General features: G+C 72.0%; 24 protein-coding genes and 1 rRNA gene. 5 read left to right on the forward strand and 20 right to left on the reverse strand.

Annotated features, from left to right (window positions below; genetic code table 11):
• Positions 1 to 4: 4 nt before the first annotated feature.
• Both ACZ6CV_RS09400 and ACZ6CV_RS09405 read right to left on the reverse strand, forming a co-directional pair.
• On the reverse strand, positions 5 to 1,273 hold the full coding sequence (locus ACZ6CV_RS09400; RefSeq protein WP_469250257.1) for an aminotransferase-like domain-containing protein: 1,269 nt from the start codon (positions 1,271 to 1,273) through the stop codon (positions 5 to 7).
• 84 nt (positions 1,274 to 1,357) lie between these two features.
• Positions 1,358 to 2,851 carry a helix-turn-helix domain-containing protein gene (locus tag ACZ6CV_RS09405; protein WP_469250258.1) on the reverse strand — a complete coding sequence of 498 codons (1,494 nt, stop codon included), beginning with the start codon at positions 2,849 to 2,851 and terminating at the stop codon, positions 1,358 to 1,360.
• A 192-nt stretch (positions 2,852 to 3,043) separates the two neighbouring features.
• On the opposite strand from ACZ6CV_RS09405, the gene ACZ6CV_RS09410 reads away from it, so the two are divergent.
• Positions 3,044 to 3,574 carry a DUF4232 domain-containing protein gene (locus ACZ6CV_RS09410; protein ID WP_469250259.1) on the forward strand — a complete coding sequence of 177 codons (531 nt, stop codon included), beginning with the start codon at positions 3,044 to 3,046 and terminating at the stop codon, positions 3,572 to 3,574.
• A gap of 111 nt (positions 3,575 to 3,685) precedes the next feature.
• Here the strand turns inward: ACZ6CV_RS09410 and ACZ6CV_RS09415 are convergent, their stop codons facing one another.
• The 8 genes from ACZ6CV_RS09415 to ACZ6CV_RS09450 all read right to left on the reverse strand — a co-directional run bounded on the left by ACZ6CV_RS09415 (position 3,686) and on the right by ACZ6CV_RS09450 (position 12,359).
• Positions 3,686 to 4,279: a DUF4232 domain-containing protein gene (locus ACZ6CV_RS09415; protein ID WP_469250260.1), complete on the reverse strand. Its 594-nt coding sequence runs from the start codon at positions 4,277 to 4,279 to the stop codon at positions 3,686 to 3,688.
• Positions 4,280 to 4,480: 201 nt separating this feature from the next.
• Positions 4,481 to 5,458 (reverse strand): zinc-binding dehydrogenase, encoded by a 978-nt coding sequence (locus ACZ6CV_RS09420; RefSeq protein WP_469250261.1) that lies wholly within the window; start codon positions 5,456 to 5,458, stop codon positions 4,481 to 4,483.
• A 105-nt stretch (positions 5,459 to 5,563) separates the two neighbouring features.
• Complete coding sequence (hemB, locus tag ACZ6CV_RS09425; RefSeq protein WP_469250322.1) at positions 5,564 to 6,553, reverse strand: porphobilinogen synthase; 990 nt, start codon at positions 6,551 to 6,553, stop codon at positions 5,564 to 5,566.
• Positions 6,554 to 6,680: 127 nt separating this feature from the next.
• A complete protein-coding gene (locus tag ACZ6CV_RS09430) occupies positions 6,681 to 8,336 on the reverse strand; it encodes a bifunctional uroporphyrinogen-III C-methyltransferase/uroporphyrinogen-III synthase (RefSeq protein ID WP_469250262.1) in 1,656 nt (551 codons plus the stop codon).
• Entirely contained in the window at positions 8,333 to 9,307 is a 975-nt protein-coding gene (hemC, locus tag ACZ6CV_RS09435) for a hydroxymethylbilane synthase (RefSeq protein WP_469250263.1), read from the reverse strand. Before hemC ends, ACZ6CV_RS09430 begins: the two co-directional genes overlap by 4 nt.
• Positions 9,304 to 11,016, reverse strand: coding sequence for a glutamyl-tRNA reductase (locus ACZ6CV_RS09440; RefSeq protein WP_469250264.1), 1,713 nt, complete (start codon positions 11,014 to 11,016; stop codon positions 9,304 to 9,306). The genes hemC and ACZ6CV_RS09440 overlap by 4 nt, the downstream gene beginning before the upstream one ends.
• Positions 11,013 to 11,768: a redox-sensing transcriptional repressor Rex gene (locus tag ACZ6CV_RS09445; protein WP_362362995.1), complete on the reverse strand. Its 756-nt coding sequence runs from the start codon at positions 11,766 to 11,768 to the stop codon at positions 11,013 to 11,015. Before ACZ6CV_RS09445 ends, ACZ6CV_RS09440 begins: the two co-directional genes overlap by 4 nt.
• A 315-nt stretch (positions 11,769 to 12,083) precedes the next feature.
• Positions 12,084 to 12,359: a glutaredoxin family protein gene (locus tag ACZ6CV_RS09450; RefSeq protein WP_469250265.1), complete on the reverse strand. Its 276-nt coding sequence runs from the start codon at positions 12,357 to 12,359 to the stop codon at positions 12,084 to 12,086.
• Between the two features lie 103 nt (positions 12,360 to 12,462).
• On the opposite strand from ACZ6CV_RS09450, the gene ACZ6CV_RS09455 reads away from it, so the two are divergent.
• The 3 genes from ACZ6CV_RS09455 (at position 12,463) to ACZ6CV_RS09465 (ending at position 16,106) form a co-directional block, all read left to right on the forward strand.
• Positions 12,463 to 13,416 (forward strand): HAD family hydrolase, encoded by a 954-nt coding sequence (locus ACZ6CV_RS09455; protein WP_355820075.1) that lies wholly within the window; start codon positions 12,463 to 12,465, stop codon positions 13,414 to 13,416.
• A 328-nt stretch (positions 13,417 to 13,744) separates the two neighbouring features.
• Positions 13,745 to 14,539: an ECF subfamily RNA polymerase sigma factor, BldN family gene (locus tag ACZ6CV_RS09460; RefSeq protein ID WP_355820073.1), complete on the forward strand. Its 795-nt coding sequence runs from the start codon at positions 13,745 to 13,747 to the stop codon at positions 14,537 to 14,539.
• A 304-nt stretch (positions 14,540 to 14,843) separates the two neighbouring features.
• A complete protein-coding gene (locus ACZ6CV_RS09465) occupies positions 14,844 to 16,106 on the forward strand; it encodes a DUF5667 domain-containing protein (RefSeq protein WP_469250266.1) in 1,263 nt (420 codons plus the stop codon).
• A 77-nt stretch (positions 16,107 to 16,183) separates the two neighbouring features.
• Here the strand turns inward: ACZ6CV_RS09465 and ACZ6CV_RS09470 are convergent, their stop codons facing one another.
• The 9 genes from ACZ6CV_RS09470 to ACZ6CV_RS09510 form a co-directional block, all read right to left on the reverse strand.
• Positions 16,184 to 17,263, reverse strand: coding sequence for a lysophospholipid acyltransferase family protein (locus ACZ6CV_RS09470; protein WP_469250267.1), 1,080 nt, complete (start codon positions 17,261 to 17,263; stop codon positions 16,184 to 16,186).
• A gap of 14 nt (positions 17,264 to 17,277) precedes the next feature.
• Positions 17,278 to 18,336, reverse strand: coding sequence for an NAD-dependent epimerase/dehydratase family protein (locus ACZ6CV_RS09475; protein ID WP_469250268.1), 1,059 nt, complete (start codon positions 18,334 to 18,336; stop codon positions 17,278 to 17,280).
• 174 nt (positions 18,337 to 18,510) lie between these two features.
• Entirely contained in the window at positions 18,511 to 18,609 is a 99-nt protein-coding gene (locus ACZ6CV_RS09480; protein WP_003948845.1) for a 30S ribosomal protein bS22, read from the reverse strand.
• 160 nt (positions 18,610 to 18,769) lie between these two features.
• On the reverse strand, positions 18,770 to 18,979 hold the full coding sequence (locus tag ACZ6CV_RS09485) for a helix-turn-helix domain-containing protein (RefSeq protein ID WP_062770509.1): 210 nt from the start codon (positions 18,977 to 18,979) through the stop codon (positions 18,770 to 18,772).
• A 132-nt stretch (positions 18,980 to 19,111) separates the two neighbouring features.
• Positions 19,112 to 19,927 (reverse strand): phosphatase, encoded by an 816-nt coding sequence (locus tag ACZ6CV_RS09490; RefSeq protein ID WP_469250269.1) that lies wholly within the window; start codon positions 19,925 to 19,927, stop codon positions 19,112 to 19,114.
• 207 nt (positions 19,928 to 20,134) lie between these two features.
• Entirely contained in the window at positions 20,135 to 21,310 is a 1,176-nt protein-coding gene (locus ACZ6CV_RS09495; RefSeq protein WP_469250270.1) for an acetoin utilization protein AcuC, read from the reverse strand.
• Positions 21,261 to 22,478 (reverse strand): MFS transporter, encoded by a 1,218-nt coding sequence (locus ACZ6CV_RS09500; protein WP_469250271.1) that lies wholly within the window; start codon positions 22,476 to 22,478, stop codon positions 21,261 to 21,263. The genes ACZ6CV_RS09495 and ACZ6CV_RS09500 overlap by 50 nt, the downstream gene beginning before the upstream one ends.
• Before the next feature lie 56 nt (positions 22,479 to 22,534).
• Entirely contained in the window at positions 22,535 to 23,317 is a 783-nt protein-coding gene (locus ACZ6CV_RS09505) for a VC0807 family protein (protein ID WP_469250272.1), read from the reverse strand.
• A gap of 140 nt (positions 23,318 to 23,457) precedes the next feature.
• Positions 23,458 to 24,102, reverse strand: coding sequence for an HAD family hydrolase (locus ACZ6CV_RS09510; RefSeq protein ID WP_469250273.1), 645 nt, complete (start codon positions 24,100 to 24,102; stop codon positions 23,458 to 23,460).
• A 185-nt stretch (positions 24,103 to 24,287) separates the two neighbouring features.
• Here ACZ6CV_RS09510 and ACZ6CV_RS09515 point away from each other — a divergent pair, with 185 nt between their 5' ends.
• The gene (locus ACZ6CV_RS09515; protein ID WP_469250274.1) at positions 24,288 to 24,695 is read left to right on the forward strand and encodes a YciI family protein; all 408 of its coding nucleotides are present in this window, start codon (positions 24,288 to 24,290) and stop codon (positions 24,693 to 24,695) included.
• A gap of 60 nt (positions 24,696 to 24,755) precedes the next feature.
• Here ACZ6CV_RS09515 and rrf read toward each other — a convergent pair.
• A 5S ribosomal RNA gene (gene rrf, locus ACZ6CV_RS09520) occupies positions 24,756 to 24,872 on the reverse strand.
• Positions 24,873 to 25,025: the final 153 nt, after the last annotated feature.

Here is a 25,025-nt window from a genome sequence, read left to right on the forward strand (position 1 = left end):
GCGCTCACTTCTCCCCGAGTCCCCGGCCGAGGCGCCGCAGTCCCTCCGCGATCTCGGCCGGTGACTGGGTCACGAAGCACATGCGCAGGGTGGCCCGGTCCGGCTCGCCGGCGAAGAACGGCGCGCCGGGCACGTACGCCACGTCGTGCGTGATGACCGTCCGCAGCAGCTCCGTCGTGTCGTACCCGTCGGGCAGCCTGGCCCACACGAACATGCCGCCCTCGGGGCGGATCCACGTGGACCCCGCCGGCAGCGCGTTGCCGAGCCCCGCGAGCATCGCGTCGCGGCGCTCGCGGTAGACGCCCGCGACCCGGGCGATGTGCGCGTCCAGGTCCTGGTCGGCGAGGTAGCGCGCGGCGGCGAGCTGGTTGACGGTCGGCGTGTGCAGGTCGGCGGCCTGCTTGGCGACGGCGCAGGCGCGCAGCAGCGCTGCGGGCGCGCGCAGCCAGCCGAGGCGCAGGCCTGGCGCCATCACCTTGGAGAAGCTGCCGAGCAGCACCGTGCGGTCCGCCGCCCCGGGATACGTGGCGATCCACGGCGCGCGCTCGCCCTCGAAACGCAGCTCCCCGTACGGGTCGTCCTCGACGATCCAGACCCCGCGCCGCGCGGCGACCTCGGCGACGGCCGCGCGCCGGTCGGCGGGCAGGGTGCGGCCGGTCGGGTTCTGGAAGGTGGGGACGGTGTAGAGGAACTTGGGGCGGTGCAGGGCGACGAGCTCGTCGAGGGCTGCCGGGTCGATGCCGGCGGCGTCGCCGGGCACGGGCACCACGCGCGCGCCCGCGAAGGCGAAGGCCTGAAGTGCCGCCAGATAACAGGGGGTTTCGACGAGGACGGTGTCGCCGGGTTCGAGCAGCGCGGTCGCGAGCAGCGAGAGGGCCTGCTGCGAGCCGGTGGTGACGAGGACGTCGTCGGCGTCGGTCGGCAGGCCGCGGGCGGCCGCGCGCGCGGCTATGGCGGCGCGCAGCGCGGGCTCGCCCTCGGTCGTGGAGTACTGCAGGGCCCGCTCGGGCGTCTCCGCGAGGACCGCGCGGAAGGCGGCCGCGATGCCGTCGCCGTCGAAGAGGCCGGGCGCGGGCAGCCCGCCCGCGAAGTTGATGACCTCGGGGCGCGCGGTGACCGCGAGGATGTCCCGTACGGGCGAGCCCCCGACGGCGGCGGCACGGGCCGCGAGCGGGGGGAGCGGGGCGGGACCCTGGGCGGGGGCCGGGGCGGTGGCCGGGGCAGGGGCCGGGTCAGGGGCGGTGGCCGGGGCGGGGAGGTCGGTGGCGGTCATCTGCGGCTCCTTTGCGTTTCCGGGCAGGGTAAGGAGCCGTGTGCCGCCTACACGCACCATTCCGGGATGCGGACGGACCCGCTGTTACGCGGGCGGGTCCGGCACGTCGTCGTCGTTGCGGTGCGTCGGCGTCCACTTCTTGCTGTTGAGCGAATACGCGTACACGGGACGGCTCTTGTCACCGCTGGTGGCGAACGGCTTGCCCGAGTCGTCGATGCGCACCGTGCCGTGCCGGTCGCCGCTCGACCACTCCAGCTCCAAGTACCAGCGTACGTAGCGGGTGTTGGCGGTCGCGTTGACGTAGAACGCCTCGGGGTCGCTCGCGCTCACCTTGTACGGGAACGTGTCCTTGGGGTCCTCGGGGCTGGGCCGGGGCACCGACGCGTCCAGGTTGACGGCGAAGGTGTGCTTGGGGATGCCGCTGCCGCAACCGACGCCGAGGTAGCCCATCTTGAAGTTGTTCCAGGAGAGCGGCGCGTCGGTGCCGGCGACCCGGACGTGCAGGGCCTCCAGGACGACGGTGTCCTTGCCGGTGCCCTGGACGGTCAGCTTCACGGACTGGTCCCGGGCGGACACCGCGCCGTTCGCGGAGACCCAGCCGGCCGCGTCCTGCTCGTTGGGGGGCGGCGAGAGGGTGCCGGGGGCCTTGTCGACGAGGTAGGGGTGGCCGCAGGGCTGGGCCCAGTACTGGGCCTGGGTGGAGACGGTGACCGGGGCGCCGCCGAGGGCGCCGCCGCTGCTGCCGGTGCCGCTCTCGCCGGTGACGGGCGTGCGCCTGCGCTCTCCCTCGCCCTTCTCGCCGCCCTTGCCCTTCGCCGTGCCGGAGTCCTTCTTCTTCTCGCCCTTCTCACCCTTGCCGTCCGCCTTGCCGGACGGCGACGCGGACCTGACGCCCGGGCTGCGGTCCGGCTCGCCGCCTTTCGCGGTCGGTGAGCTGGTGGAGACCAGGTCGCGCCCACCGCCGCCGGAGGCGGCCTGGACGGCGACGGCGGTGGCGCCGAGGGCGGCGACGACACCGGCGGCGACGAGCACGCGGGCGCGCGGCAGCCGTTCCCGCAGGCGCCGGGCGGCGGCGGAGGCGGGGGCGGAGGCGGAGGCGGAGGCGGGGGCGGGGGCGGAGGCGGAGGCGGGGGCCCGGCTGATCACGATGCCGGGGGTGCCGTCGTCGGGGTCGTGCGCGGGGTGGGGGGTGGTGGGGGTGTCGGAGGGGGTGGGGTCCTCGGGGGTGGGGGTGGAAGTGGATGTGGGGGCGCCGGATTCCGCCTCGGTAGGGCCCGGTTCCTTAGAGGCCGGCCCCTTGGGCGCCGAGTCGCCCTCCCTCCGGTCCCCCCTCGCCGCGTCGGCCAGGATCCACCGCCGGTGGACCTCGACCATCTCCTCCCGCGTGGCCCCGCACACCCGGGCGAGCCGCTCCAGCGGAGCGAACTCCGTGGGCACGGCCGACCCGTTGACGTACCGGTGCAGCGTCGACGTCGACACATGCAACCGCTTGGCCAGCGCCCCGTAACTGAGCCCCGACCGTTCCTTCAGCTCCCGCAGCAACTCCGCGAGATCGCCCGCCCCCACGCTCTCTCCCATCCCATCCATCCGTTCCAAGGAACGGGGTTGCCGCAGATCAGGGCCGTACGGGTGTCCCAACGTCCCCAACTGCCGTCCCACGCTGGCCGCCGGGACGAAACCCCGCACAAGCTGTGGCCATACAAGCACGCCGCATCCGGGAGCCCCTCGGCGCGGCTCGCGTCTGCCACATCACACCGAAAGAGACCAGCCATGCGACTCACCACCAAGGCCGCCGCCGCTGCCGCCGCGATCGCCGCCACCGTCTCGCTCACGGCGCTCGGGGGCGCCGCGTCCGCCGCGGCCCCGTCCGTGAAGGCGGCGCCGGTCACCTGCACCTCCGCCACCACCAAGGTCACGGTCGAGGAGGTCAGCCGGCCCATCAACCACCTGCTCCTGAAGGCCAAGAACACGGGGACGAAGACGTGTTACGCGTACGGGGCGCCGTACCTCCGCTTCGACAACGGGCAGGCCGCCACCCCGTGGGTGGAGGACAGTCAGCCGCAGGCGGTCGTGACGCTGAAGCCGGGTCAGACGGCGTACGCGGGCATCGGCACGTCGTCGCCGGAGGGCACGGACGGCTACCAGGCGCACGACCTGGGCGTCTACTTCGCCAACCGCGCCATGAACGGCAACGCGGGCGGCCCGGCGGCGGCCGAACTGCCGCAGGACGGCGTGTACGTGGACAGCTCGGCGTTCGTCACGTACTGGCAGACGTCGGCGTCGACCGCGCTGCAGTGGTGAGCGGCGCGCCGCCCACCTCCCGCTGACGCGGAAAGCCCCGGCCTCACGCGCATAGCGCGCGGAGACCGGGGCAACGAGTGCAACCGAAGCAAGAGCCGGGGGGGGCCGGCGTCAGACGACCTTCTCCACGGGATGGACCTTCACGACGCCCCCCGCCCCACCCGCCGCGGGAAGCCTCCGCGCCCCCGGCCAGTCGAGGCTGACGGACTCGCTCGCACCGGGCGGAGTGACGACGAGCCGCACCACACGAACCCCGGACCCACCGCCCGACCTCTTCCCCAGCGCATACGTGACCGGCACCTCGGCCACTTCTCCGTCCTCCAGGACACCCCAGGACCCCAGGGGCCCCTTGGCCCCCTTCGGTATCGGCCCCCCGCTCCGCCGGGCGGCGAGGTCCCCCGCGCTGGTCCTCAGGACGACGCCCGCGTACCCGGAGAGCGCGCAGACCCGGCCGCCCCCGTTCCGCAGCCGCACCGTCACCATGCCCTCGGGGTCACCGTCGACGGTGGTGTCGGACGCGGTGATCTCCAGCTCGTCGGTACGGCACCGGGCGGCCTCCCCGTCCCCCGGCGGCTGGACGGCCGCCGAGGTCGCCGAGTCCCGCACGCCCATGCCGTCGTCGCTTTCGCACGCGGTGAGGGTGAGCGCGGCGACCACGAGGACCCCGGTGAGGAGCGATTGGGTCGTGGTGCGCGTGAACGTCATGGGGAGCCCCCGTGGTCAGGAAGGTCGCGGTGCGAAGGGCGTGCCGCAGCGGCACGCCCCGAGCGAAACAGCGCCGCCCCGACCGGCACAAGGAACCCCGGACCATCTGACACGCTGGAACGATTTCACCCACGTGACCACGGAAAACCCGTCCCCCTGGAACGCCCACCTGGGACTCCCCGCCCCCGGAACGCGGTCCGGCTACGGCACCAGCACCACCTTCCCCGTCGTCTCCCGGCGTTCGAGCGCGGCGTGCGCCTGCGCCGCACGGGACAGCGGGAAGGCCTGCACCGCGGGCACCCACCTGCCCTCCGCCGCGGCCGCCAGGGCCTCGCGCTCCAGCGCCGGGCCGTCCTCGGGGGCCGCGAGCAGCCGGTGCAGCGCGTTCGTGAAGGTGATGCGGCGCTCCGTGAGCAGCCCCGGTTCCGGCTCGAAGGCGCGCTGGGACGACCAGCCGATGACCACGTACCGGCCGCCGTCCGCGAGCAACTCGAAGGCCGCCGCGCCCTTTTCGCCGCTCACCCCGTCCAGCACCGCGGTGACCCGTCGCCCGCCGAGCCGTGCGGCGACCTCGCGCTCCCAGCCGGGCACGTCGTAGTCGACGGCGATGTCCGCGCCGAGCTCCCGTACCGCGTCGGCCTTCGCGCGGCCGCCCGCCGCGCCGATCACCGTGGCGCCCAGGGAGCGCGCGTACTGGACCACGAGCCGCCCCACGCCACCGGCCGCCGAGGTCACCAACACCACGTCGTCCGGGCGGAGTCGGGCCTCACCGAGCAGCCCCATGGCGGTGGCCCCGGTCATCACCATGGTCACCGCCGCCTCGAAGCCGAGCCCGTCCGGGATCACGTGCAGGTTCCCGGCGTCGGCGACCGTCAGCTCCGCGTACCCGCCGGGCGTCGAGCGCGACACCACCACGGAACGCCCGAGCCACTCGGCCCCGACCTCCGGGCCGACGGCCTCCACCGTCCCCGCGACCTCACCGCCGAGGACCGCCGGCAGCTCGGGCAGCGGCGGCGCCATGGCGGAGGCCTCGCCCCGGCGCATGACGGTCTCGACGAAGTGAACCCCGGCCGCCCGTACGGCGATCCGCACCTGCCCGGGCCCCGGCACGGGGTCGGCAAGGGTCTCGGTCCGCAGGTTCTCGGCGGGCCCGAACTCGTGCAGGACGACAGCGCGCATGGTGTGCTCCTCGGGAGGCGTGGGCCGGATGTCGGCACACACCACCCTCCGACCGCAAGCGTGGTTGAGGTCAAGGGCCGCCCGCGGGCGGCCCGGAGCCCCGGATCAGAGCCGGCGCGCGACCTCGGTCGCCCAGTACGTCAGGATCATGTTGGCGCCCGCGCGCTTGATCCCCGTCAGGGACTCCATGATCGCCTGGTCCCGGTCGATCCAGCCCCGCTGGGCGGCGGCCTCGATCATCGCGTACTCGCCACTGATCTGGTACGCGGCCACCGGCACGTCCACCGCGTCGGAGACCCGCGCGAGGATGTCGAGGTAGGGGCCCGCGGGCTTGACCATCACCATGTCGGCGCCCTCTTCGAGGTCGAGCGCCAGCTCCCGCATCGACTCCCGGGTGTTCGCCGGGTCCTGCTGGTAGGTCTTGCGGTCCCCCTTGAGGGACGAGCCGACGGCCTCGCGGAAGGGCCCGAAGAAGGCCGAGGAGTACTTCACGGTGTACGCGAGGATCGACACGTCCTCGTGCCCGACCTGGTCCAACGCGTCCCGGATGACGCCGATCTGACCGTCCATCATGCCGCTGGGGCCCACCACGTGGGCGCCCGCGTCGGCCTGCACCTGCGCCATCTCCGCGTACCGTTCCAGGGTCGCGTCGTTGTCGACCCGGCCCTGGGAGTCCAGGACGCCGCAGTGCCCGTGGTCGGTGGTCTCGTCCAGGCACAGGTCCGACATGACGATGAGCTCGTCGCCGACCTCGGCCCGCACGTCGCGGAGCGCCACCTGCAGGATGCCGTCCGGGTCGGTGCCCGCGGTGCCCACGGCGTCCTTCTTGGACTCCTCCGGGACGCCGAACAGCATGATCCCGGCGACCCCGGCCTCCAGCGCCTCGACGGCCGCCTTCTTCAGGCTGTCGCGGGTGTGCTGGAAGACGCCGGGCATGGCGCCGATCTCCACCGGGGCGCCGATCCCCTCGCGCACGAACGCGGGCAGGATCAGGTCGGCGGGGTGCAGCCGCGTCTCGGCCACCATCCGCCGCATGGCGGGAGTGGTCCGAAGCCGCCGGGGCCGCGCGCCGGGGAAGGATCCGTACTTGGTCACTGTCTCTCTCACCTCACGAAAGGTTCTGGTCCCGGCTGAAGGTTCTCAGCCGGGACCAGGGAAATTCAGCCCGTCCGGCGTTTGAGGACGAACTCGGCGAAGCCGGTGATCGACGGTGCGGGACCGCTCAGGGCGCGGTACGCCGCCTACGGGACCCCGGTCGACGCTCACTGGGCCGGGTGACGGGGTCCCCCGCCTCCAGCGCCGCCGCACGACGCGCCGTACCGAACTCCGCCAACGCCTGCGCCAGCTTGTGCACCGACGGCTCCGGAGCCATCACGTCCACCCGCAGCCCGTGCTCCTCCGCGGTCTTCGCGGTGGCGGGACCGATACAGGCGATGACCGTCACGTTGTGCGGCTTGCCCGCGATCCCGACGAGGTTGCGCACCGTGGACGACGACGTGAACAGGACCGCGTCGAAGCCGCCGCCCTTGATCGCCTCACGCGTCTCCGCCGGTGGCGGCGAGGCGCGCACGGTCCGGTAGGCCGTGACGTCGTCCACCTCCCAGCCCAGGTCGATGAGCCCGGCGACCAGCGTCTCCGTGGCGATGTCGGCCCGCGGCAGGAACACCCGGTCGATCGGGTCGAAGACCGGGTCGTACGGCGGCCAGTCCTCCAGGAGCCCCGCGGCCGACTGCTCACCGCTCGGCACCAGGTCCGGCTTCACGCCGAAGGCGATCAGCGCGGCGGCGGTCTGCTCGCCGACGGCCGCGACCTTGATCCCGGCGAAGGCCCGCGCGTCGAGCCCGTACTCCTCGAACTTCTCCCGCACCGCCTTGACGGCGTTGACGGAGGTGAACGCGATCCACTCGTAGCGGCCCGTCACCAGGCCCTTGACCGCGCGCTCCATCTGCTGGGGCGTGCGCGGCGGCTCGACCGCGATGGTCGGGACCTCGTGCGGCACCGCGCCGTAGGAGCGCAGCTGGTCGGAGAGCGAGGCCGCCTGCTCCTTCGTGCGCGGCACGAGCACCCGCCACCCGAAGAGCGGCTTCGACTCGAACCACGACAGCTGGTCGCGCTGGGCGGCGGAGGAACGCTCGCCGACCACGGCTATGACGGGCTGCCCCCCGTCCGGCGACGGCAGCACCTTGGCCTGCTTGAGGACCTGCGCGATGGTGCCGAGCGTCGCCGTCCAGGTGCGCTGGCGCGTCGTCGTACCGGCGACCGTCACGGTCATCGGGGTGTCCGGCTTGCGGCCCGCGGCCACCAGCTCACCGGCCGCGGCCGCCACGGAGTCCAGCGCCGTGGAGACGACGACGGTCCCGTCGGAGGCGCCGACCTCGCTCCAGCAGCGGTCGGAGGCGGTCCGGGCGTCGACGAAGCGGACGTCCGTGCCCTGCGCGTCCCGCAGCGGCACACCCGCGTACGCGGGCACACCGACGGCGGCCGCGATGCCGGGCACGACCTCGAAGGGGATGCCCTGGGCGGCGCAGGCGAGCATCTCCTCGGCCGCGTACGTGTCGAGGCCGGGGTCGCCGCTCACCGCACGCACGACCCGCCTGCCGCCCTTCGCGGCCTCCATGACAAGATTGGCGGCAGCTCGGAACGGCGTCGCGTCGGCGGTCATTGACGTGTCGTCAGCTGTCGGATGGGGTGTGTCCACACCTCCCTTGGCATGCACGCGGACGACGTCGAGCACATCCGGCTCGGCGATCAGCACATCCGCTCGGGCCAGCGCCTCGACGGCGCGCAGGGTCAGCAGTCCCGGATCTCCGGGTCCGGCACCGAGAAAGGTGACGTGCCCGTGTGCGGGAAGGCCGGGAAGGTTCGAGGTGGGGCTCAAAGTGCTCGCTCCCCCATCAGACCGGCCGCGCCCTTGGCGAGCATCTCGGCAGCGAGTTCGCGGCCCAGCGCCATGGCCTGGGTCTCCGTCTCGGGCACGGGACCGGTGGTGGACAGCTGCACCAGCGTCGAGCCGTCGGTCGTACCGACGACGCCGCGCAGGCGCATTTCCTTGACAATCTGCCCGTCGGCCAGCAAGTCGGCCAGCGCGCCCACGGGCGCGCTGCAGCCGGCTTCCAGGGCGGCGAGCAGGGACCGCTCGGCGGTCACGGCGGCCCGGGTGTACGGGTCGTCGAGCTCGGCGAGCGCGGCGGCGAGTGACGCGTTGTTCGCGGCACACTCGATCGCCAGTGCCCCCTGGCCGGGGGCGGGCAGAACGGTGTCGACCGACAGGAGCTCGGTCACCTCGTCGGACCTGCCGACGCGGTTGAGCCCGGCGGCGGCGAGCACGACGGCGTCGAGCTCCCCCTTGTGCACGTATCCGATGCGGGTGTCGACGTTCCCGCGGATCGGCACGGTCTGGACGGACATGCCGTGGCTGCGCGCGTAGGCGTTCAGCTGCGCCATGCGGCGCGGCGAGCCGGTGCCGATGCGGGGGACCCCCGTCGGGGAGTCCGCCGCGAGCTCCGCGAAGGTCAGCCCGTCGCGGGCGACCAGCGCGTCGCGCGGGTCCTCGCGCAGCGGCACGGCGGCGAGGGTGAGCTCGGCGGGCTGCGCGGTGGGCAGGTCCTTGAGCGAGTGGACGGCGAAGTCCACCTCGTCGCGGGCCAGGGCCTCGCGCAGCGCGGCCACGAAGACGCCGGTGCCACCGATCTGCGCGAGGTGCTCGCGCGAGGTGTCGCCGTACGTGGTGATCTCCACGAGCTCGACGGGTCGCCCCGTCAACTCCCTGACTGCCTCGGCCACTTGCCCGGACTGGGCCATGGCCAGCCTGCTGCGCCTGGTCCCGAGCCTGAGGGCCTTCTCGGTCATGCCCGGCCTCGATTCGGGTCGTCGTTCTCGTTGTTCAAGTGGTCAGCCCTGCTGACCGCCGCGACCGTCTGCGGGTCGAGGTCGAAGAGCGTGCGCAGCGCGTCCGCGTACCCGGCGCCGCCGGGCTCGCTCGCCAGCTGCTTGACCCGCACCGTCGGCGCGTGCAGCAGCTTGTCCACGACACGGCGCACGGTCTGGGTGATCTCCGCGCGCTGCTTGTCCGCCAGGCCGGGCAGCCGGCCTTCGAGTCGCGCCATCTCGCCGGCCACCACGTCGGCGGCCATGGTGCGCAGGGCGACCACGGTCGGCGTGATGTGCGCGGCGCGCTGTGCGGCGCCGAAGGCGGCGACCTCGTCGGAGACGATGGAGCGCACCAGCTCGACGTCATGGGCCATCGGCGCGTCCGCGGAGGCCTCCGCCAGCGACTCGATGTCCACCAGGCGCACGCCGGGGATGCGGTGCGCGGCGACGTCGATGTCACGGGGCATGGCCAGGTCGAGCAGGGCGAGCACGGCCGGGCGGGCCGCTCCCGCCGCCGCCGACGGCGCGGGGACGCGCCGCTCGGGGAGCCGGCCGGTGACGCGCGCGGCGGCCGCCAGCGCGGCGATCGCCTCGGCCTCGGCCCGCGGGTCGGCGGCCTGGTCCTCGCGCCGCTCGGCCGGGGCGTTGTCCACCCAGGCCGCGTGCTGTTCCAGGGCCGTCGCGTCCATCCCGGCGACGGCCTCCTCGCCGGCGACGGAGAAGCCGCGCGGCGCGGACAGGTCGACCGGGCAGCCCTCGTCGGCGACGGTGGCCGTCCGCGCGCTCTGGCCCGCCGAGCCGTTCCTGGCCTGCGCGGGCACCTCGCCGAGCTGGTCGTCGGCGGGCACCCGGCCCGCGACGGCGTCGGCGACGGACTCCGCGGTCAGCACCAGACCGGTCGCGCCGGTGCAGGAGACGGCGACGTCGGCACGTGTCAGTTCGTCCGCCACGTCGTCCATGGGGACGGCACGGGCGCGTACGCCGCTCTCACCGCTCTCGCCGAGGATCTCCGCGAGCCGCTCCGCGCGCTCCAGCGTGCGGTTGGCGACCACGATCTCCGCCACACCGGCGCGCGCGAGCGTCGCCGCGGCCAGCGAGGACATGGAGCCCGCGCCGATGACCACGGCGCGCTTGCCCGCGGCCCAGGCGTCGACCGGCTCGCGCGCGGCGAGCTGTTCGAGTCCGAAGGTCACGAGCGACTGCCCGGCCCGGTCGATGCCGGTCTCGGAGTGCGCGCGCTTGCCGACCCGCAGGGCCTGCTGGAAGAGGTCGTTGAGGAGCTTGCCCGCGGTGTGCAGCTCCTGCGAGCGCGCCAGGGCGTCCTTGATCTGTCCGAGGATCTGCCCCTCGCCGACCACCATCGAGTCGAGCCCGCACGCCACCGAGAACAGGTGGTGGACGGCACGGTCCTCGTAGTGGACGTACAGATAGGGGGTGAGCTCCTCCAGGCCGACGCCGCTGTGCTGCGCGAGCAGCGTGGACAGCTCGGCGACGCCCGCGTGGAACTTGTCCACGTCGGCGTAGAGCTCGATGCGGTTGCAGGTGGCGAGCACGGCCGCCTCGGCGGCGGGCTCGGCGGCGAGGGTGTCCTGCAGCAGCTTGGCCTGCGCGTCGGCGGACAGCGCGGCCCGCTCCAGGACGCTCACCGGGGCGCTGCGGTGACTCAGCCCCACGACCAGGAGACTCATGCCGGCATCACGGCGGGGACGTCCCCGTCGGGTCCCTTCCGCTGCTGCTTGGCCGACACGGGCGGGACGGGCCCCTCGTGGGCGGCCTCCTCGCCGGCCTTGCGCTGCTCGTGGAAGGCGAGGATCTGCAGCTCGATGGAGAGATCGACCTTGCGTACGTCGACACCGTCCGGCACGGACAGGACGGTCGGCGCGAAGTTCAGGATGGAGGTCACACCGGCGGCGACGAGCCGCTCGCAGACCTGCTGGGCGGCGCCGGCCGGGGTCGAGATGACGCCGATCGAGACGCCGTTCTCCTCGATGATCTTCTCGAGGTCGTCGGTGTGCTGCACCGGCATGCCGGCGACGGGCGTGCCCGCCATCGCCGGGTCGGCGTCGATCAGCGCGGCGACCCGGAACCCGCGGGAGGCGAACCCGCCGTAATTGGCGAGCGCGGCGCCGAGGTTGCCGATGCCGACGATGACGACCGGCCAGTCCTGGGTCAGCCCGAGCTCGCGGGAGATCTGGTAGACGAGGTACTCGACGTCGTAGCCGACACCGCGGGTCCCGTAGGAACCGAGGTAGGAGAAGTCCTTGCGCAGCTTCGCGGAGTTGACCCCCGCGGCGGCCGCGAGCTCCTCGGAGGAGACCGTGGGCACCGAGCGCTCCGACAGTGCGGTGAGGGCTCGGAGGTACAGCGGAAGCCTGGCGACGGTGGCCTCGGGAATTCCTCGGCTGCGGGTCGCCGGTCGGTGAGTTCGGCCAGTTGCCACGGTGCTCCTGCGGGTAGAGCGGGGCTGCAGGCGGTCACTCGTCCCCAGACCGCCCCGTCGAATGCAGGCTATGTCTTTGTGAACGCGTGCACAAAGATGGTGTCCGATTTGCCCGGCCAACGTGACCGGGGTCACGCGCCCCCGGCGCACCCTCGGGGAACCGGCGCGCGACGGGATTCGTCGCTCATTTGTGGGGGGCAAAACCGCACACACTCCTCACGATCATCGCCCCCGAGACCAAAACCGCCCCAAAGCGTAATCGACTTCGCGGGCCCTTTGGACTGGTCGGTCAGTGCCGGACGGCCCCGCGGCGCCCTACCCGTCGAGCTCGCGCCGCAGCCGCGCCTCGTCCACGCGCCAGAAGGTGTGCTGCTCCCCGTCCACGAGCACCACGGGAATCTGCTCCCAGTAGGCCCGGTGGAGCTCCTCGTCCTGCGTGATGTCCTTCTTCTCCCAGGGAGTGCCGAGCTCCCCGCAGACCTTCTCGATCACCGACTGTGCGTCATCACACAGATGACACCCCGGCTTCCCGATGAGGGTGACCGACCGCTCCTGGGGTTTTCTCTTCGTACGACGAAAAATCGGGCTCATGCCGCCATTCTCGCCCGCCCTCCCACGGGGCGGACACAGAGAGTTCACAGGCCCGATTCCTCCCGACTCCGGAACCTCCGAACAGACTGGCTATGCTCACGACATGGCCGCTCTCGGATGGCTCACCCCCCGTAGGCGCTCCGCCACGGCGCGGAGCGTGTTGGCAGGCGAGGCCTCGGCCGAGGCAGCGCGCAAGTCCTCCCAGGAACTGGAGGAGCTCGAAGGCCTCGCGGCGCGGACCGCGGCCGACGAGGAGCCGAAGGAACCGGAGTTCCCCGTCGTCGGCGACGACAAGGCCGCCGCCTTCTTCGACCTCGACAACACCGTGATGCAGGGCGCCGCGATCTTCCACTTCGGCCGCGGCCTGTACAAGCGGAAGTTCTTCGAGCGCCAGGAACTGTTCCGGTTCGCCTGGCAGCAGGCGTGGTTCCGGCTGGCCGGCGTCGAGGACCCCGAGCACATGCAGGACGCCCGCGACAGCGCGCTGTCCATCGTCAAGGGCCACCGCGTCGCCGAGCTGATGTCCATCGGCGAGGAGATCTACGACGAGTACATGGCCGAGCGCATCTGGCCCGGCACCCGCGCCCTGGCCCAGGCCCACCTCGACGCGGGCCAGAAGGTCTGGCTGGTCACCGCGGCCCCGGTGGAGATCGCCACGGTCATCGCCCGCCGCCTCGGCCTGACCGGCGCCCTCGGCACCGTCGCCGAGTCCGTCGGCGGCGTCTACACCGGCAAGCTCGTCGGTGAGCCCCTGCACGGCCCCGCGAAGGCCGAGGCCGTCCGCGCGCTGGCCGCCGCCGAGGGGCTGGACCTCGGGCGCTGCGCCGCGTACAGCGACTCGCACAACGACATCCCGATGCTCTCGCTCGTCGGGCACCCCTACGCGATCAACCCCGACGCCAAACTGCGCAAGCACGCACGCGAACGGGACTGGCGGCTGCGCGACTACCGCACGGGCCGCAAGGCCGCCAAGGTCGGCATCCCGGCAGCCGCCGGTGTCGGCGCGCTCGCGGGCGGCGCCGCCGCGGCCATCGCCCTGCACCGCCGCCGCCACTGACGCCCCGCCCCGCTCCGGGCGGCCCGCGCATTCCGTCGGCTCTACCCCGCCCTGACTCCCGCCAGTCACGCCGGTAGCACTCGGCCACAACACGCCTCACGCCGACACGGAATGTGAACCCAATCGATCAACATTCGGTCACTCTGCGGCACTTGCCCAGGCGTCAATCGGTTACAGAAGCGACGTAATCGATGATTTGAGCAACTAGGTGTAGCGCTGCCTGTACGAAGCGTTATTCTCCTCAGACGCATAAGGGACCTCATACGTCGCTACGACGAGTGAACGGTCCCGCACTGCACGTGATGGAAGCTCTGCCTCTGGGAGTCCCGTGTACCCACACGTCGGGGTTGACGCCTCGGGCCTGGCTACGCTGCGCGCAACGGTCATCGACCGCTTGCGCGGCTTCGTCCCCACCGCGTACGCCGTCCCGGCCGTCCCCGCCCTCGCCGTCCCCGCACCCGCCGGGCCGTGCTATGCCCTGGCGAACGGCGGTGCGGCAGTCAGCAGACGGGCCCGTTCCGGCGCCGCCGCCGCCACCTCTGCCCCCACCCCCCGCCGTCCCGCCGCGGACAGCGACAGCGCGCGCATGATGGACCTCGTCGAACGCGCCCAGGCCGGCGAGTCCGACGCCTTCGGCCGCCTCTACGACCAGTACAGCGACACGGTCTACCGCTACATCTACTACCGCGTGGGCGGCAAGGCGACCGCCGAGGACCTCACCAGTGAGACCTTTCTGCGCGCGCTGCGCCGCATCGGCACCTTCACCTGGCAGGGCCGCGACTTCGGCGCCTGGCTGGTCACGATCGCCCGCAACCTGGTCGCCGACCACTTCAAATCAAGCCGTTTCCGCCTCGAAGTGACCACCGGCGAAATGCTCGACGCCAACGAGGTCGAGCGCAGCCCCGAGGACTCCGTCCTGGAGTCCCTCTCGAACGCGGCGCTCCTCGAAGCCGTCCGCCGCCTCAACCCCCAGCAGCAGGAATGCGTGACCCTGCGCTTCCTCCAGGGCCTCTCCGTCGCCGAGACCGCGCGGGTCATGGGCAAGAACGAGGGCGCGATCAAGACCCTCCAGTACCGGGCGGTGCGCACCCTCGCGCGCCTCCTGCCCGACGACGTCCGCTAGTCCCGCCCCGCCAGTCCCGCCCCGCCCGCACCGCCGGCGCCCGAGCCCCGAAGACAGCCCCCGTCATGCTCCGTGATCCCCAACTCACCTTCCGTGGCGGCCAGATGGTCGCCACGGAATTGTCGCGGTCCGATCATCTGTCGTCCGTAACCCAAGTGCCGCGACGCTCGTTGTGCGGGATGCAGGCTCCCTGTGGTCGCTACCTGGCTGGCTCCGCTCACTCGATCGTGTGGAATTGGTCAGTACATGCAACCCTCAGGACCCCCTGGGGAGTCGACCGTCTTGACGAGAGGAGGTGCCGCCAGTGATCGCGAACGTATCGGCCCACCGGCGGGCGAACGCCTTCGCCCAGGCCCTGGAGGAGCATTCCGACCAGGGTCCGGCGGCCGAGAAGTCCGAGGACTCCGCGCCCACGTCCGCGACCGCGGCCGCACCTGTGGAGTCCGCCGAAACCACCGCGGCCCGTTCCGAACCGACCGAACAGGGCCGCATGCTGGCCCTGACGGACGGTCTCGACGCGCTGCCCAAGCCCGCCCTCGACCCCGAGGTCAAGGTCGTCCAACGCGCCCAGCTCGTGGCCGCGATGGAAGCCATGATCCTGGAGGGCACCAGTCCGTCGGTCCCCGAGCAGCGATCCCGCAAGGGAGCCCACCGAGCGGGCTCCCTCGGGAAGTTGCGGCCGCGCTCCCGTCTGTCCAAGGGCATCGCGGCGGGCGGCCTCACCGTCGGAGTCGCCGCGGGCGCCTTCGGCGGGGTCGCGGCGGCCAGCGGCGACGCCCTCCCGGGCGACTCGCTGTACGGCCTCAAACGCGGCATGGAGGACTTCAAGCTGGGCCTGGCCGACGACGACACCGACCGCGGTCGGATCTACCTCGACCACGCATCGACCCGGCTGAACGAGGCCCGCAGGCTCATGGAGCGGGGCCGCTCCGGCGCCCTGGACCACGAGTCGCTCGGCGAGGTCAGGCGCGCCCTCTCCGGCATGCGGCACGACGCCACGGAGGGCCACCGCCTGCTCCTGGAGGCGTACGAACGCGACGGCTCCCTCGGCCCCATCCAGGCGCTCTCCGCGTTCTCCCGGTCGCACCGGGAGGCGTGGAGCGACCTCCAGGGCCGCCTCCCCGTCCAGCTGGGCGACGTGGGCGCGCAGGTGAACGACGTCTTCGACGCCATAGACGAAGAGGTCGACCCGCTGCGCTCCCTGCTGCCCCGCTCCCCGGAGAAGGGCGGCGAGACCGGCCGGGCCCCGCAGCACCCCAGCGGCACGGAGAGATCCGAGGGGCGCACCTCCCATCCCTCGGGCGGCGGCAGTTCGCACGGCAGCGGCCCGAGCGACGACAGCAAGCCCCGGCCGAGCACCTCGCACAGCAAGGACGACGGTCTTCTCGGCGGGACCACGGGCGGCCTGCTCGACCCGCCCACCGAGAAGAAGACGCCCCCGGCCCCTGCGGACGGCAAGAGCAAGCCCGGTCAGGACGACTCCCCGGCCAAGCCGGACGTCACCCTGCCCCCGCTCCTGCCCGACCTGCTCCCGGAGCTGGGCGTGGACAGCGAGGACGTGCCGTAACCCTCGTGCGTACGTGATCGGGGCGCCCTCCTGGCGGGGAGGGCGCCCCGATCGCGTATGCGGGGAAGAGCGACGGCCTAGAAGAAGACCGACCGCCGTTGCACGAGCAGCTTGTACAGGGAGTGCTGGATCTGCTCCCGCACCTGGTCGGTCAGGTTGAACATCAGCATCGGGTCCTCGGCCGCCTCCGGCGGATAGCCGTCCGTCGGGATCGGCTCGCCGAACTGGATCGTCCACTTCGTCGGCAGCGGCACCGCGCCCAGCGGCCCCAGCCACGGGAACGTCGGCGTGATCGGGAAGTACGGGATGCCGAGCACCCGCGCCACCGTCTTGGCGTTGCCGATCATCGGGTAGATCTCCTCCGCCCCGACGATCGAGCACGGCACGATCGGCGAGCCGGTCCGCAGCGCCGTCGAGACGAAGCCGCCGCGGCCGAACCGCTGCAGCTTGTAGCGGTCGCTGAACGGCTTGCCGATGCCCTTGAAGCCCTCCGGCATCACACCGACGAGCTCGCCCCGCTCCAGGAGCCGCTCGGCGTCCTCGGCGCAGGCCAGCGTGTGACCGGCCTTGCGGGCCAGTTCGTTGATCACCGGCAGCATGAAGACCAGGTCGGCGGCGAGGAGGCGCAGATGCCGGCCCTGTGGATGGTTGTCGTGCACCGCGACCTGCATCATCAGGCCGTCCAGCGGCAGCGTCCCGGAGTGGTTGGCCACGATCAGCGCCCCGCCGTCGGCGGGGATGTTCTCGATGCCCTTCACCTCCACCCGGAAGTACTTCTCGTAGAAGGGGCGGAGCAGCGACATCAGGACCTGGTCGGTGAGCTCCTCGTCGTAACCGAAGTCGTCGACCTCGTACTCACCGGTCAGCCGGCGCCGCAGGAAGGCCAGGCCGCCCGCGATGCGCCGGTCCCAGCCGCCGCCGCGCGACTCCGGGGCCGGTCCGGCCCCCGCCTCCTCGGCGCGCGACCCCTCCGGCTGTCGACCGTCCTGCGGCCCGTCCTGCTGGCCTTCCTGTTGCCCGTCCTGCTGTCCGGGCAGCGCCGCGACCTCGGCCACCGGGTCGCCCGGGCGCCGGGGCGTGGACCTGCGGCGCGCCGCGCGCTGCGCGCTCCCGCGCGAACGGTCGTCGTCGAACGGAATGACCTTGGCGTCCGCCATCGTTGACGCTCTCCTCAGTTGGCGCTCGGGTGGCCGCCCGCGAGGGGCAGCGCGGCGATCCGGTCGACTGCCCCCGCGAGGGCACTGGGCGGCAGCAGCCCGGGGCCCCGGCTGCGTACGAAGTCCGCGAAGGCCTCCGCCGTCGTGTACTTCGGCCTGAACCCCAGTGTCTCGCGCATCTGCCGGGTCGCCACGACCCGGCCGTGGGTGAGCAGCCGGATCTGCTCGGGCGAGAAGTCCGTCATGCCGACCGTGCGCAGCGCCGAGCCGACCCAGGTGACGGCCGGCAGGAGTACGGGGACGGTGGGGCGGCCGAGCCGGCGCGAGCACTGCGAGAGCAGCAGTTGTCCGTCGCCGGCGATGTTGAAGGTGCCGCTGTTCAGGGTGCCGCGCGCCGGTTCGTGCGCGGCGAGGCGCAGCACCTCGACGGCGTCGTCCTCGTGGACGAACTGCAGGCGGGGGTCGTAGCCGAACACGGTCGGCAGGACCGGCAGCGCGAAGTACTCGGCGAGCGGGGAGTCCGCGGCGGGCCCCAGGATGTTCGCGAACCGCAGTACGCACACCGCGACGTCGGGGCGGCGCCGCGCGAAGCCGCGCACATAGCCCTCGACCTCGACGGCGTCCTTGGCGAAGCCGCCGCTGGGCAGCGACTTGGGCGGGGTGGTCTCGGTGAACACCGCGGGGTCCTTGGGCGCGGAGCCGTACACGCTGGTGCTCGACTTCACCACGAGCCGCTGCACCGTCGGCGACTTCTGGCAGGCGCCGAGAAGCTGCATGGTGCCGATGACGTTGGTCTCCTTGACCGAGCCCCGGCTGCCCCGGCCGTCGCGGCCGAGGGCGGTGGCCGTGACGTCCATGTGGACGACCGTGTCCACGCCGTACTCGGCGAGCACCCGGGCGATCGTGGGCTGGCGGATGTCGGCCCGCACGAAGGTGGCGCCGCCGAGATGGTGTTCGGGCGGGCTCGTGTCGACGGCGATCACCCGGTCGACGTCGGGGTCACGCTGGACGCGCCGGACGAACCGTCCGCCCAGCTGCCGGGCCACTCCGGTCACGAGCACGACCTTGCCCAAGATCAGCGCCTGCCTTTCCCCAACCCTCGCCGCGCCACCGTCGGCTGTGTTCCGGCCCACGCTAGCGGGTGCACGTCACGCTGTGATGTCCGTGCGTCCACAGACGGCCCGAAAACGCCGAAGCCCTCCCGCCGGATGACGGGAGGGCTTCGGTACACGCTGGTACAGCGGCGCTTACTTCTTGTTGCGACGCTGAACGCGAGTGCGCTTCAGCAGCTTGCGGTGCTTCTTCTTGGCCATCCGCTTACGCCGCTTCTTGATAACAGAGCCCACGACTACCCTCGCTCACTTCTCTTCACTCGGTGCGGGGCAGCAGACTGGGCCCACACGACCTACGTCGGCCTAGCCTACCCGTCCCGGCGTGAGGGACGTAATCGAGGGGCCATGGCCCCTGCGCGACGGACCCGAAGGCCCCTCGCTCAACCACCCTCGCTCAGCCTGCTTCGACCCCCACATAGGACTCGCGGAGGTACTCGTGAACCGCCTGCTCCGGAACCCGGAAGGACCTTCCGACCCGGATGGCGGGCAGATGACCGCTGTGCACCAGCCGGTACACGGTCATCTTGGACACTCGCATCACCGAGGCGACTTCCGCCACGGTCAGAAACTGAACCTCGTTCAGCGGCCTCTGGTTCTCAGCCATGACACCCCACCTGAACCTTCCGCACATGACGGGCACCGGCTTCCCCTTCCGGTGACTCTTCGTCGCTATGCGCTCACTCCCCAGACTAGGGGCGGATGATGCGAGTGGGGAAGAGGAGCAGCGATCGGCCGCCTACTGTGACAGACACGCTCGATTGAGTACATAGCGAGTAAGCGGTCGGTAGTAATCAGACCGCACAGCGTCATCAAGCGGAACGACGACGGACACCTGCCCCTCGGCCTCTCCGACGAACAGCGCGGGATCATCCGTATCCGCCAGACCGATGGCCTCGAACCCCAGCTGACCTGCTCCGCAGACCCACCCGTGGTCCCCGACGACCAACCCGGGAAGCGGTCCGCCGGCCTCCGCGGCGGCATCCAGGGCGGCCCGAACCGGCAGCGGTGAGTGGGTGTGTGCGCCGGGCTCACGCCCGGTGGGACGCACGCCGGGTTCGCGCACCAGCGCGACTCCCTGTACGTAGTCAAGGTTGTACGTGCGTAGGCCGAACCGGGTCGTTATGTCGACACTGCTGCCCTGCGCGGGGGTGAGGACAGTGCATCCGGCCGCCGACAGGGCGTCCGCCAATGTGGCGTAGAACCCCAGCAGCCGGTGCGGATGACCGGTCCCGAGGAGTACCGGCAGCTTACGCCGCGCCGCGGCCGCGAGTCGTTCCGCGAACGCGTCGAGCGCCGTCAGCGTCCGTTCCGGATCGATGACGTCGGCCCCCGTGGTGAGCCGGGGGTCGGCGGACACCCCGCATCGGTCCGCCATCAGGCGCAGCAGGTCGCCGGCGCCCCAGCTCCGCTCGGGGTCGAGTCCGAGGGTGAGTCGCGGGTCCCGGGCCGCGAAGAGCCGGTAACTCCGCAGGCTCTGCTCCCGGGACGTGGCCACGGGCCCGGCCAGCCGGGCCGCCAACAGATGCGCGCGCAGGGCGCCGGTGCTCAACACGCAGCCGATGCTGGCGCATCGAGGGCCAGCCGTCCCCAAAAGCACGGAAACCACCCACAGTTGGGCTAACGCGCTCATAATCCGGCGGTACGGTCCGGGGGTTCGGCTGGTCCGGAGGTACGGGACGGGGGTTCGGCTGGTCCGGCGGTACGGGACGGGGTTCGGCCCTTTCGCCCTCGCGGCAGCCCCACGAGCCCCTGTTATTGCCTACGGCAACAGCCCCCGCAGCGGGAACGCCGCGCGCCGGGACGCCCGCACGGCCTGGTCGAGCCGGTCGGCGGGGTCGTACCCCGACTCCCAGCTCCGCCACTCCACCGGCCACCGCCCGTCCGTCATGCGGCCGGGCGCCAACTGCCGGGTCCGGGCGAAGACTTCCTGCCGCCAGGCCTCCGGCACCGCCGCCGTGGGCTCGACGGGACGCCCCGCGGCGATCCCCACGAGGTGCGTCCACGACCGGGGCACCACGTCCACCACCGCGTATCCCCCGCCGCCCAGCGCCACCCACCGCCCCTCGGCGTGCTCGTGGGCCAGCTCGTGGCAGGCGACCTGCACGGCGCGCTGCGCGTCCAGCGAGACGGCGAGGTGCGCGAGGGGGTCCTCGAAGTGCGTGTCGGCACCGTGCTGCGTCACCAGGACCTGCGGCCGGAACTCGGCGAGCAGCTCGGGCACCACGGCGTGGAAGGCCCGCACCCACCCCGCGTCACCGGTGCCGGCCGGCAGCGCGACGTTCACCGCGGACCCCTCGGCCGCGCCGTCCGCCCCCGTCTCCTCCGGCCACCCGGTCTGCGGGAAGAGCGTGCGCGGATGTTCGTGGAGGGAGATGGTCAGGACCCGGGGGTCCTCCCAGAACGCGGCCTGCACCCCGTCCCCGTGGTGCACGTCCACGTCCACGTACGCGACCCGCTCGGCGCCCAGTTCGAGGAGGCGCGCGACGGCCAGCGCCGCGTCGTTGTAGATGCAGAACCCGGAGGCGGACCCGGGCATGGCGTGGTGCAGCCCGCCCGCGAAGTTCACCGCGTGCAGCGCGTCCCCGCGCCACACCGCCTCGGCCGCGCCGACGGACTGCCCGGCGATCAGCGCCGACACGTCGTGCATCCCGGCGAAGGCCGGGTCGTCCTCCGTGCCGAGCCCGTACTCCCCGCGGGCGGACTCCGGGTCGGCGGAGGCGGCCTTGACCGCGTCCACGTAGTCCCCGCGGTGCACGAGGCGCAGCGTCGAGTCACCGGCGCGCTTGGCCGCGACCACGTCGAGCTCCTGGTCGAGCCCGAAGGCGCCGACAAGACTTCGGGTCAGCCCGAGCCGGACCGGGTCCATCGGGTGACCCGGGCCGAAGTCATAGCCCGTTACTGCCTCGTCCCACATCAGCTGTGCGCGGCCGCTCATGCCCGTCACCGTACCCGTCCGCTCCCGGGGCGAAGGAACGGGCGTACAGCAAGGTCAGAAGGACCAGCACCAGAGGAACGACCATGGCGCCCCGGTAGTTCCAGGCGTCCCCGAGCCCGCCCACCAACGGCGAACCGATCAGAAAGCCCACGTAGTTGAAGACATTCAGTCGCGCGACGGCCGCGTCCGAAGCCCCGGGGAACAGCCTCCCCGCCGCGGCGAACGTCTGCGGGACGATCACGCACAATCCGAGACCGAGCACCGTGAATCCCACGATTCCCACCCACGCCCCGGGCGCCACCGCCACCACCGCGAACCCCAGCGCCGCCACCACCGACCCGGCCCGCACCACCGCCGCGGCCCCGAACCGCCGCACCCCCAGATCCCCGAGCCCGCGCCCCACCAGCGTCATCACCATGTAGACGTTGTACGGAACGGTCGAGACCTCCTCGGAGCTCCCCAGCACGTCCTGAAGGTACTTGGCACTCCAGTTGGAGACGGTCGAGTCACCGATGTACGCGAACGTCATCACCAGGCAGAGCGGCAACAACACCTTGAAGACGACGCCCCCGCCACCCGCGGCACCCCCGCCCCCGCCCGGCTGCGCTTCCCCCGCGTCGACGTACCACCGGCTCCCAACCAGCGCGGCCGGCAGGAGCACCACCACGACCGGCAGATACGAGACGAAGAGCGAGAGATCCCAGTGCGCCCCGGCCCAGGCCAGCGAGGCCCCCACGATCCCGCCGAGGCTGTACGCGGCGTGAAACCCGAGCATGATGCTGCGCCCGTACGCCCGTTGCAGACTCACCCCGAGCATGTTCATGGAAGCATCCAGCGCCCCCACCGCGAGCCCGAACATCCCGAGCGCGACGGCGGCCTGCCACAGCGCGTCCCCCGCGCCCACGCCCAACAGGGCCAGCAGCACCACCGGCTGGGACCACCGCAGCACCGCGCTCGGCGGCACCCGCTTCACCAGGTGCTCGGTGCCCACACTCCCGACCCCGGCCAGGATCGGCACCGCGGCGAGGAAGACGGGCAGCAGCCCGTCGGATATCCCGTAGCGATCCTGGATCGCCGGTATCCGCGTCACCAACAGGGCGAAGGTCACGCCCTGCACCAGGAAGGCGAACGCCAGCAGGGCCCTGCCGCGCCGCAGCTCATCGGTCATGGCTGCAGAGCGTAGGGCCCCGGCCTACCCATGGGTAGGTGGATCACTCAACCAATTCAGCGGCCGGCGACGGCCTCCTCGACCAGCTTCTCCATGGGCACGACGACCAGGCGTCCACCGGCGACGGCCGTCAGCGTGATCACCCCGGCCGCGATCGCCCCGCCCAGCCACACCATGGTGTCGACGGGCAGCGTGTAGGCCCCTACGACCCGCAGCAGCGCCTCGCCGAGGAGGGCCGCTCCCCACACCACGGAGAACGTCCGCTCCAGCCGTGCGAACGGTCCCCGCTGAGCGGTCAGCCGCTCCCAGGCCGCGGTGCGCGCCGCGTTCCCCTTGGTCACCCAGGGCTTGAGGGCGGCGGTCATCAGCGGCCGCCCGGCCACCACCGACAGCAGTACGGCGATGCCCACGGTGGCGGTGATCCCGCTGTCCTTGGCGAGCATCAGCCGCGGATCGCCGGCGATCAGGCTCATCAGCAGCCCGACGACGTTGGCGGTCAGGATCAGCGCCGCGAGCCCGTTGACCCGCCGCTCCTTGACCAGCCCCCACGCGGTCCGCCCGGCCGGCACCACGCTGCTCCAGCCGAGCGCGGCCAGCGTGCCCATCCCGAACCCCTTGCTGAGCAGGTAGTACGAGGCGGTCGGCACCAGCGCGTCGAGCACCAGCGGCTTCAGCGACTCGATACGGGCCTTACGCGCATCGGTTCCGGCACCGGCACCGGCGCCCGTGCCGGACGGGGTGACGACAGAGGGCTTGATCTCGGTGCGGACCTCGGTGCGGACCTCGGGGCTGACCGCGGTGCCGGCCTGGGTGCTGACCTCGGTGGCGAGCTGGCTCATGATCGGGTTCCTCCGTCGGGCTGGGCGTGCGTCCGGTTCCTTCGCGACAACCTCAGCTTCGCCTCCGGCACCCACCCGCCGACAGAAACGATCGTCCGCACCTGGCCGTGACAAATGTCAGCGCCTGTGCCGGGCCGCCGTCATACCAGCAGGTCAGCCAACTCCCGCATGTCCCCGAAGAGTTCGGTCGCCCCCGAGAGACGCTCCGCGGGCGTCATCCCGGTGAACCCGTAGACGTCCATCCCGGCGGCGATCGCGGCCTGCACGCCCAGCGGGCTGTCCTCCACGACGACACACTTCTCGGGCGCGACCCCCATGCTCGCGGCGGCATGGAGAAAGAGATCGGGCGCCGGCTTTCCCCGCCCGACGTCCTCGGAGCTGAAGATCCACTCTTCCTCGAACCACTGGTCGAGCCCGGCCTTCCGATGCCCGACACGGATCCGCTCATGACTCCCGGAGGAGGCGAGACAGTAGGCCACGCCCTCCTTGGTGAGCCTCTCCAGTACGTCCACGGCCCCGGGCACGGGCTGCAGCTCCCGCTCGAAGGCCGCGAACACCCGCCCGTGCAGTACGTCGTCGAAGTCCGCCGGCAACCGCCGCCCACTCCGCTCGAGAACGAGATCGTGTACGCGGTGGACGGCGGCCCCCATGTAATCGCGCAGGGACTCCTCGTACGTGGTGGGATGCCCCAGCTCGGTCAGATAACCGGCAAGGATGGTGTTGGAGAGCGGCTCACTGTCCACCAGGACGCCGTCATTGTCGAAGATGACCAGGTCGTATCGCATATACCGACCCTAGGAGCTGTCCGGGCAACCCTCTCCGACCGGGTGGGAGGGCAGGCGTGATGGACGGAAGAAAATCCTCGAGAAAATTCTGCCGCCGATGTCGAGAACCCGCGGCTTGCTCCGTCCCAGCAGTGCAAGCGACAACGAGCGACCACAACGGCCGCCCGAGCACCGAGGAGAACACCATGGCCAAGTACCTGCTTCTCAAGCACTACCGCGGAGCCCCGAAGGCGGCCAACTGCGTACCGATGGAGCAGTGGACGCCGGAGGAGATCTCGGCCCACGTGAAGTACATGCAGGACTTCGCGGCGCGCCTCGAGGGGACCGGCGAGTTCGTCGACGGCCAGGCGCTCGCCCCCGAGGGGACCTGGGTCCGGTACGACGGCGAGGGGCGCCCGCCGGTCACCGACGGACCCTTCGCCGAGACGAAGGACCTCATCGCCGGCTGGATGGTGATCGACGTCGATACGTACGAGCGCGCTCTCGAGCTGGCCGGCGAGCTGTCCGCCGCCCCCGGCGCGGGCGGCGAGCCGATCCACGAGTGGCTGGAGCTGCGCCCCTTCCTGGCCGAGCCGCCCACCATCACGGAGTGACGCCCCAGAACGCAGAAAACCCCCGCACCATAAGGTGCGGGGGTTTCCCATTCAAAAATAGTTCGGCGGCGTCCTACTCTCCCACAGGGTCCCCCCTGCAGTACCATCGGCGCTGTGAGGCTTAGCTTCCGGGTTCGGAATGTAACCGGGCGTTTCCCTCACGCTATGACCACCGAAACACTATGAAACTGTCAACCGCACCGTAGTCGTGGCCCGACATACGGGGTTGTTCGTGGTTTCAGAACCAACACAGTGGACGCGAGCAACTGAGGACAAGCCCTCGGCCTATTAGTACCAGTCACCTCCACCCGTTACCGGGCTTCCAGATCT

This window comes from Streptomyces sp. NPDC041713, assembly GCF_055591085.1.